Source organism: Rhodococcus sp. R1101 (genome assembly GCF_000278445.1).
In the GTDB taxonomy this organism is placed as follows: Bacteria; Actinomycetota; Actinomycetes; order Mycobacteriales; family Mycobacteriaceae; genus Rhodococcus; species Rhodococcus gordoniae.
This window is the reverse complement of sequence record NZ_AJVB01000149.1, coordinates 1-8,335: the sequence shown is the minus strand read 5'-3', so window position 1 is coordinate 8,335 and position 8,335 is coordinate 1. Positions and strand designations below refer to the sequence as shown.

Genomic DNA, 8,335 nt, shown 5'->3' with positions numbered 1-8,335 from the left:
GGCGCTCGTCGGCGAGAGCCGGGGCCATGATCTGCAGGCCGACGGGAAGACCGTCGTCCGCGGAGAGGCCGGACGGCACCGACATCGCGCAGTGACCCGCGAGGTTGGTCGGGAGCGTGCACAGGTCGGAGAGGTACATCGCCAGCGGATCGTCGACCTTCTCGCCGAGCTTCCACGGCGTGAACGGGCTCGTGGGCGAGACGAGTACGTCGACCTGCTCGTATGCCTTGTCGAAGTCCTGCGCGATGAGACTCCGGACCTTCAGCGCCTGACCGTAATAGGCCTCGTAGTAGCCGGACGACAACGCATAGGTACCGATCATGATGCGGCGCTTGACCTCCTTGCCGAAACCGGCGGCGCGGGTCGCGGCCATGACCTGTTCGGCGCTCATCGTGCCGTCGTCGACGCGCATGCCGTAGCGCATCGCGTCGAAGCGGGCCAGATTGGAGGACACCTCCGACGGCAGGATCAGGTAGTACGACGCGAGCGCATATTCGAAGTGCGGGCACGACACCTCGACGACCTCCGCGCCGAGCTTCGTGAGCGTCTCGACCGCCGCGTCGAACGACGAGAGCACGCCGGGCTGGTAGCTGTCGGAGTGCAGTTCCTTGACCACGCCGACCTTCAGGCCCGTCAGGTCGCCGGCCGCGCCCTGCCGCGCCGCCTCCACGACGGGACGCACGGCGGCGTTCACCGACGTCGAATCGCGCGGGTCGTGCCCGGCGATGACCTCGTGCAGCAGCGCGGTGTCGAGGACGGTGCGGCCGCAGGGACCACCCTGGTCGAGCGACGACGCGCACGCGACCAGGCCGTACCGCGAGACCGTGCCGTAGGTGGGCTTGGTGCCGACCGTGGCGGTGACGGCGGCGGGCTGACGGATCGAGCCACCAGTGTCGGTGCCGATCGCGAGCGGCGCCTGGTAGGACGCGAGTGCGGCAGCGGAACCACCCCCGGAGCCACCGGGGATGCGGCTGGTGTCCCACGGGTTGCGGGTCGGTCCGTAGGCCGAGTTCTCGGTGGACGAGCCCATGGCGAATTCGTCCATGTTGGTCTTGCCCAGGATGGGGATACCCGCCTCGCGCAGCTTCACGGTGAGCGTCGCATCGTAGGGCGAGACCCAGCCCTCGAGGATCTTCGAACCGCACGTGGTGGGCATGTCCGTGGTGGTGAACACGTCCTTGAGCGCGAGCGGGACACCGGCGAGTGCCGAGGCCGGCTTCTCACCCGCGGCGACGGCGCGGTCGACCTCGGCCGCGGCGGCGAGCGCCTGCTCGGACGCGACGTGCAGGAAGGCGTTGTACTCCCCGTCCACCTCGGCGATGCGATCGAGGTGGGCCTGGGTGACCTCCACCGACGACAGTTCGCCGGCGTGGATCTTCGACGCCAGGGTCGCGGCGTCGAGACGGGTCGTATCGGCGCTCATTCGCCCTCTCCCAGGATCTGCGGGACCGAGAAGCGGTCTTCCTCGACGGCAGGCGCACCGGAGAGCGCCTGCTCGGGCGTGAGGCCGGGAACGACGACGTCGGGTCGCGTCACGTTGGTGACGGCGTTCGGGTTCGCCATGGGAGCCACGTCGTCCGCGGCCACCTCCGACACCGCCTTGACGTGGTTGAGGATCGAATCCAACTGACCGGCGAACTCGTCGAGTTCGTCATCGGTCAGCGCAAGCCGGGACAACCGGGCGAGATGCGCGACCTCGTCACGGGAGATGGCAGGCACCGTGAATGGCCCCTTTCCGATGGAGAGTGAACGTCCTGTCCAGGGTAATGCGTCCTGGAAGCGGCGGCGCACGCGGTTCGACGACGTCACTCGCCGCCCGCGCGGTGCTGCTTTCCGCGGTCCGATGTTGCGAGCTCCGCAACGCCGTGTTGCATTCGTGTGACATCCCCGGTCGCGACCGGGGATTTTCGGTGGGCTCGGCCTATTTTCGATTCCGCACCGTCCCTGACGCCGTCGACGAGGTGCAAGGATGTGGTCTGCCAGAGGCCGATACGGCCCTTGGCGCCGGCATGCGGATGCCGGCGCATCACATGCCGTCGCTGTGGCGTTCGCCGACGGCACGAAACGACTGAGGAAGGACTCACGTGTCGTACCTCCTGCGTGTCAGGCTCCCCGACTCGTCCCGGTAGTCTCGGCTCGCTCGCCCTGGCGCTCGGTTCGGTCGGCGCCGACATCCTGTCGCTCGACGTGGTCGAACGCGGCAGTGACTTCGCGATCGACGATCTCGTCGTCGACGTCGAACCGGGCAAGCTCCCCGACACGCTCCTCACCGCGGCCGAGGCCCTGCCCGGCGTGACGGTCGACTCGATCCGCCCCTACGCCGGGATCCTCGACACACACCGCGAACTCGAGCTGATCGATCACGTCGCCGCCGCGCGCGACGATCGGATCCAGATCCTCGTCGACGGCGCGCCGCGGGTGCTGCGCGTCGGCTGGGCGACCGTCCTCGGAGTCGGGCCGAACGGCATCTTCCGCATCGCGGGGAGCCCGGGTTCGCCGGAGACCCGTCTCAGCGGCGTCCCCTGGATGCCGCTCGCCGAAGCCACCCTGCTCGACCACGAGGGCGACTGGGTGCCGCAACTCTGGCGCGACATGGACACGATGCTCGCGGCCGCTCCTCTCGGCTCATCCGAGCGCGTCCTCGTCCTCGGGCGTCCCGGCGGACCCGAGTTCCGGCCGTCCGAGATCGCGCGCATCGGTTACTTCGCGGGCATCGTCGGCACCGTCCTCCGGTAGTCGCCCGAGGTTCGGGGACAGACCTCAGCCGACGACGAGCCTGTGTGCCTGCGCGATCGCTTCCTCACGCGAATGCACACCCAGTTTCCTGTAGAGGGAACGCAACTGGGTCTTGACGGTGTTGAGGGTGACGAACTGTTCTTTGGCGATCGTGCTCGCCGTGCCGCCGGCGAGCAACGCGTCGAGGACCGCGCGCTCGCGTGGGGTCAGCCGTACGACGACACGGATCTCACGGAAGATGCCGTACTCGGCCATCGCCGAGTCGAGATCGATCGGCAGGTCGACACCCAGGGACAGGATGTCGCGCACGGCCGACGGTGGGACACCGACGAACGGCCGCGTCACCCCGGCATGTTCCGCCAGCACCACGGCCCGCTGGAGCCGTCGTCGCGCATCGGTGCGGCGACCGAGTCGCAGCGCCGCCACCGATCCGATCAGAGCGAGTTCCGCACCGACGGCCGGACAGCGCTCACGGGCGGCATCCCCGCGATGCACGATCACCTCGGCGCCTCCGGGATCGCCGGCGAGCAGACTCGATCGCGCCCGGACCGGAGCGGTGAGGGGGTGCGTCGACCCGTCGAGCAGCTCGCGTGCCGCACCGGGCTCACCGAGAGCGAGGTGCAGATCGGCGCGCGCGGCATCGACCAACACCGCGGAGATACCGGTGAGGCGATGGGAGAAGTGCTGCAACTCCGAATCGATGTACAGCAGGCCGTCGGCGGGCACACCACTGAGCAACGCCAGTCGACCGCGCGCGTACATGACGGCCGCCCACAACTCCTCCGTGTGGCGGGGTGTGCCGAGCTCGGAGAGTGCGCGGAAGGCCGCGCCGGTGTCGAGCCGGTCGAGTGCCACGAGCGCGGTGGCGGCCAGACCCGCCGTACGGACGAGGGCCTCGGCTTCTCCCAGGATCGGCGGATGCCGGCGCTCCTCCTCGATCCACCGGGTGGCCTCGTGAGTCCGGCCCCGGAGCGCTTCGAGGAGCGCGAGTTTGCCTGCGGCCTCCCGCTCGACGAACACCCCTCGCCCCGCCGTGTGGGCGTGGCGCAGCATCGTGCCGGCCTCGGTGGTGCGTCCGCCGAGGAGGTAGACGGTGCCGAAGTTGAGGTATTTCAGTCCGTGAGCGTGCCGGGTCGTGGTGTCGAGCGTCTCGAAATCCGGCACGGGTTCGGTGGCCAGGCCATCGCACACCTCCATCGCCTCGTCGTAGGAACCCTGCATCCGGAGAGTTCCGAGGCGGAGGACCGCTTCGAAGGGTTGCGGGAATGTCCACTCCCTCGGCTCTTCCGAGTCGTTCCGCGCATGGGTGATCGTCCGCAGCAACGCGACGGTGCGATCGTCGGTCGCCATGCCGTCGGGAAGCAACTCGAGCAGCACGATCCCCAGGGAGCGGAGCGATCCGCTACCGTACAACGCCACCCAGTTCTTCTCGACGATGTCGATCGCGCATCGCCGGTCGCGCCGCTCCACGGCGTGTTGGAGGGCGATGTCCGGACGTGAGCGCTGCAACCAGTAGTCGATGAGAGCCGACCGCGCATCCCACAATTCCTCCGGGTATTCCGCGTCGCCCACCCGCAGGAGTGATCTTCTGACGACTTCGGGATAGCACCGGGTGGTCCGGCCGCTCGCAGGGTCCACGTCCGTCGAACAGGTCTCGATCAGTCCCGAATCGGTCAGTGCGGCGAGGAAGACGTCGCCGTCGTCGATGTGCGGCAGGGCCGAGATCGACGACCGTGTCACCGTGTTCGGTGCGGCGGAGACCAGGACCGAGCGGGAGGACAGTGCCGGTGAGGAATCCGCCGCCAGCGCATGCATGACGACGAGATCGACGGCCGAGTCGACGAGTACGTCGAGGGCGTCGGCGCCGTAGGCCCGGTGCGGTCTCTCCGCGCGCAGCGTCGCGCACACCGCTGCGACGAACGCGGCGAATCCGCCGGTGCGGCGGGTGATCCACTCGACGGTGCGTTCGTCCCGTGCGAGTCCGAAGAGACGACACAGTGCAGCGGTCTCGTCCACGGTGAACGCCAGGTCGTCGGTTCCGACGACCGTCCTGCGCCGGTGCCCGTCGACATGTTCGGCCCACGAGCCCGCAGCCCTGCTGGTCGCCACGACGCGCACCCGCGGACCGAGCTGCAGCAACCGCGCCACCCGGTCCTCGATCGCCTCGACCGCCCGGACACCGTCGAGCACGAACATCACCGGTCGGGCGTGCCGGACCAGTACCGAACACACCGTGTCGAAGGAGCCTTCCGTTGCAACGGATTCGTCGATTCCGAGGGAATTGCACAGCGACGATGCCACCGTCGCCCAGTACGTCTCGGGTGTGACATCGTGCGGGGGCTCGGGAACCACCACGGGCACCATGTCGGGACACGGGTCGGTCGCCAGCCATGTGTCGACGAGTGTCGTCTTACCCGAGAAGGGACCACCGACGAGCACGGCGAGTTCGGAATGTGCAGACAGAACGGAGAACAATCGGCGACGAGACAAAGGCATCGTTCTCGGCACGTCCACTATCCCTTTCGCATCCGGACAGCATCGTCCCCGAAACGGACTCACAGATTTGTGCGAATTCTAGCAGTGCGCGGGGGAATTGACGGATTTCACCGGAATTCCGATCGAGCGCCGGGAATCACATCGAAGTAATTCTCCACTTCGATTCCCGCGGTCCACGAACGGTTCTCACGGCGACGGGGGAGAAGCTCCCTGAGCTTCTCCCCCGTCCGTGACATCGTCAGTGCGCGAATGCCTGGGCGGTGTGGCCGCGGCCGACACCCTTGCGGAGATATCCGACCACATCGGCGATGTCCTCGCCGAGCTTGTGGGCCATGTCCCGGCTGAAGCCCTCACGGAGCACGATGCGCAGCACCGCGACGTCCTCCGCGTCCGCCGGCATCGTGTAGGCCGGAACCTGGAACCCGCGGGCCCGCAGCTCGTGGGAGATGTCGAACACCGTGAAGCCGGGATCGCCCGTCACCTCGAAGGAGATCACCGGAATGGCGGAGCCCTCCGTGATGATCTTCATGTTCTCGATCTCGGAGATCTGCTCCGACAGCATGAGCGCCGTGTCGCGCAGCGTCTCCATGATCTGGGTGTAGCCGGCGACACCGAGCCGGATGAAGTTGTAGTACTGGCCGATGACCTGGTTACCCGGGCGCGAGAAGTTCAGCGTGAACGTCGGCATGTCGCCACCGAGGTAGTTGACCCGGAAGACGAGGTCCTCGGGCAGATGTTCCTTCGAGCGCCAGACGACGAAACCGATACCCGGATAGGTCATGCCGTACTTGTGGCCACTGACGTTGATGGACACGACCCGCGGCACCCGGAAGTCCCATTCGAGATCCGGATGGAGGAAGGGTACGACGAAGCCACCGGAGGCGGCGTCGACGTGGAGCGGGACGTCGGGACCGCCGGAGGCCGCGAGCTCGTCGAGCGCGGCGGCGATCTCCGCCACCGGCTCGAGCTCGCCGGTGAAGGTGGTGCCGAGGATCGCGACGACGCCGATGGTGTTCTCGTCGACCGCGTCACGGACCTGCTCGGGGGTGATGACGTAGCGGCCGGGCTCCATCGGCAGGTACTTCGGCTCGACGTCGAAGTAGCGGCAGAACTTCTCCCACACCACCTGCACGTTGCTGCCGAGCACCAGGTTCGGCTTCGACGCGTCCTTGCCGGCGGCCTTGCGGGCCTCACGCCAGCGCCACTTGAGCGCGAGCCCACCGAGCATGACGGCCTCGGACGAACCGATCGTCGAGACGCCGGTGGCCGACGACGGATCGGCCGGATCGAGCTCCTCGGCGTGGAACAGGGCCGCGACCATGTTCACGCAACGGGTCTCGATCTCCGCCGTGGCCGGATACTCGTCCTTGTCGATCATGTTCTTGTCGAACGTCTCGGCCATGATTCGGCCCGCCTGCGGATCCATCCACGTGGTGACGAAGGTCGCCAGGTTGAGCCGCGAGCTGCCGTCGAGCATCAGCTCGTCGTGGATGAACTGGTACGTCGCCTCCGGATCGGTCTCCGACTTGGGAAGCCGCAGAGCAGGAATCGGGTCGGTACCGAGCCGGCCCGTGTAGGCGGGTGCGAGTGTCTCGCTCGGAGCGGTGGGATCTGACATGGCTTCCTCCATTATTCGCGCATCGAACACTCGTCCGATCCGGTGGGCGTCGGGGCATACGGGACAGTTCTCACACCTCGATCGGCGGGTACAGCCTCTCCATCGTGTAGCGGCGGTTGCGCCGGACCGACAGGGCACTCAGGGTCAACGATACGAGCAGAATTCCGACGAGAACGGCGATTGCGATCCACAATCGCGAATCGATGTTCTCGGCGACGGTGAGCTGCCGCAGACCGTTGACGGTGTAGGTCATCGGGTCGAACGGGTGGATGTACTGGAACGGCTTCGCGGTGGTCGGCACAGGGTAGATACCGCCGGCCGAGACGAGTTGCAGCATCAGGAAGGCCAATGTCACCACACGGCCGACGGCGACCCCGAAAATCGCGTTGAACGCCTGGATCATGGCCAGATACGTCGCGGAGATCAACATCAGGAACAGGATCGTGCCCACCACGTGCTTCACGTCCAGTCCGACACCGAAATGGACGACCGTGTACATCACGACCACCTGCAGGATGCCCACCAGCAGCGCCGGCCAGTACGACGCGAGAACCGTGCGGTAGGCGCCGAGTCCCGCGACGGTGGGCCGCGACTGCAGCGGAGTGAGCAGCATCCAGGTGATGATGCCTCCGACGAACAGGGCGAGCGACAGGAAGAACGGCGCGAAACCGGTACCGAAGGTGGGTGCCTCGTTCGTGTAGTTCTGTTGCAGTGCAACCGGAGTCGACAACGTCTCGGCAGTGGAGGTGCGCTGTTCGTCCGTCCAGCTCGGCACCTGGGTGGCGCCCTGACTCAGTGCCTGCGCCAGTTCCTGCGAACCCGACTGCAGCTCGACCATTCCCGAAGACAGTTCTCCCGCTCCGTCGGCGAGCCGGACACTGCCGTCGGTGAGTTGGACGAGACCGGAGTTCAGCGTGGCGGCACCGGAGCTCAGCTCGTCGACACCGCCGCGGAGTTGGTTCACCTCCGCCGCCAGACCGCCGCTGGACAACGTCGCCAGGGCGCCCTGAAGCGGACTGTTCGGATTGCCCAGTTGGTATTCGAGTTGTTCGGCATCGGCCTGCAGACGCACGATCTCGGCGCGCAGGGCGTCGGCATCGGAGACCGCCTGTTGCGCCGTCAGCGGCGTCAACGCCGTGATCGCCTGCTGCACGACCGGATCGGAGCTCCGGTTCAGGATGTCGACGACCTGCTGCACGGCCTGGTTCACCGTCGACTGTGCGGTCTGCGGAACGCGCGATTCGAGGGTGTCGAGCGAAGCCCGCAACTCCGCCGCCTGCCCCGCGACACCCGAGAGTGCCCCGCTGTCGAGCGCGCTGAGCAGCGGACCGGTCACGCCGTCGATCGCGGTCGCGAGTTCGTTCGCGCCGGCTGCGAGCTGCGCCGATCCGTCCCGCGCCGTGACCATGTTCGTCGCGAGCTCCTGCGATCCCGAGGCGAGCTGGTCCGCACCACTCTTGGCCGTATCGATACCGTCGGCGAGCT

The 8,335-nt window shown here is 67.4% G+C and carries 5 protein-coding genes and 1 pseudogene; 1 reads left to right on the top strand and 5 read right to left on the bottom strand.

Annotated features, from left to right (window positions below; all coding sequences use genetic code 11):
- The coding region (gene gatA / locus R1101_RS0111600) for an Asp-tRNA(Asn)/Glu-tRNA(Gln) amidotransferase subunit GatA (protein WP_016933598.1) at nucleotides 1-1,423 on the bottom strand (1,423 nt) is incomplete at its 3' end.
- Nucleotides 1,420-1,719 carry an Asp-tRNA(Asn)/Glu-tRNA(Gln) amidotransferase subunit GatC gene (gatC, locus tag R1101_RS0111595; protein WP_016933597.1) on the bottom strand — a complete coding sequence of 100 codons (300 nt, stop codon included), beginning with the start codon at nucleotides 1,717-1,719 and terminating at the stop codon, nucleotides 1,420-1,422. The genes gatC and gatA, both read right to left, overlap by 4 nt.
- Before the next feature lie 365 nt (nucleotides 1,720-2,084).
- Here gatC and R1101_RS26460 point away from each other — a divergent pair.
- A pseudogene (locus R1101_RS26460) lies at nucleotides 2,085-2,736 on the top strand (amino acid-binding protein).
- A 24-nt stretch (nucleotides 2,737-2,760) separates the two neighbouring features.
- Here R1101_RS26460 and R1101_RS0111585 read toward each other — a convergent pair.
- From R1101_RS0111585 to R1101_RS0111575, 3 genes are all read right to left on the bottom strand, one after another.
- Entirely contained in the window at nucleotides 2,761-5,232 is a 2,472-nt protein-coding gene (locus tag R1101_RS0111585) for a LuxR C-terminal-related transcriptional regulator (RefSeq protein ID WP_051017521.1), read from the bottom strand.
- Nucleotides 5,233-5,470: 238 nt separating this feature from the next.
- Nucleotides 5,471-6,850, bottom strand: a complete 1,380-nt coding sequence (locus R1101_RS0111580) for a glutamate decarboxylase (protein WP_026003165.1) — start codon at nucleotides 6,848-6,850, stop codon at nucleotides 5,471-5,473.
- Between the two features lie 70 nt (nucleotides 6,851-6,920).
- Nucleotides 6,921-8,335 (bottom strand): YhgE/Pip family protein (locus R1101_RS0111575; protein WP_016933593.1); only part of this gene is annotated, 1,415 nt, incomplete at its 5' end.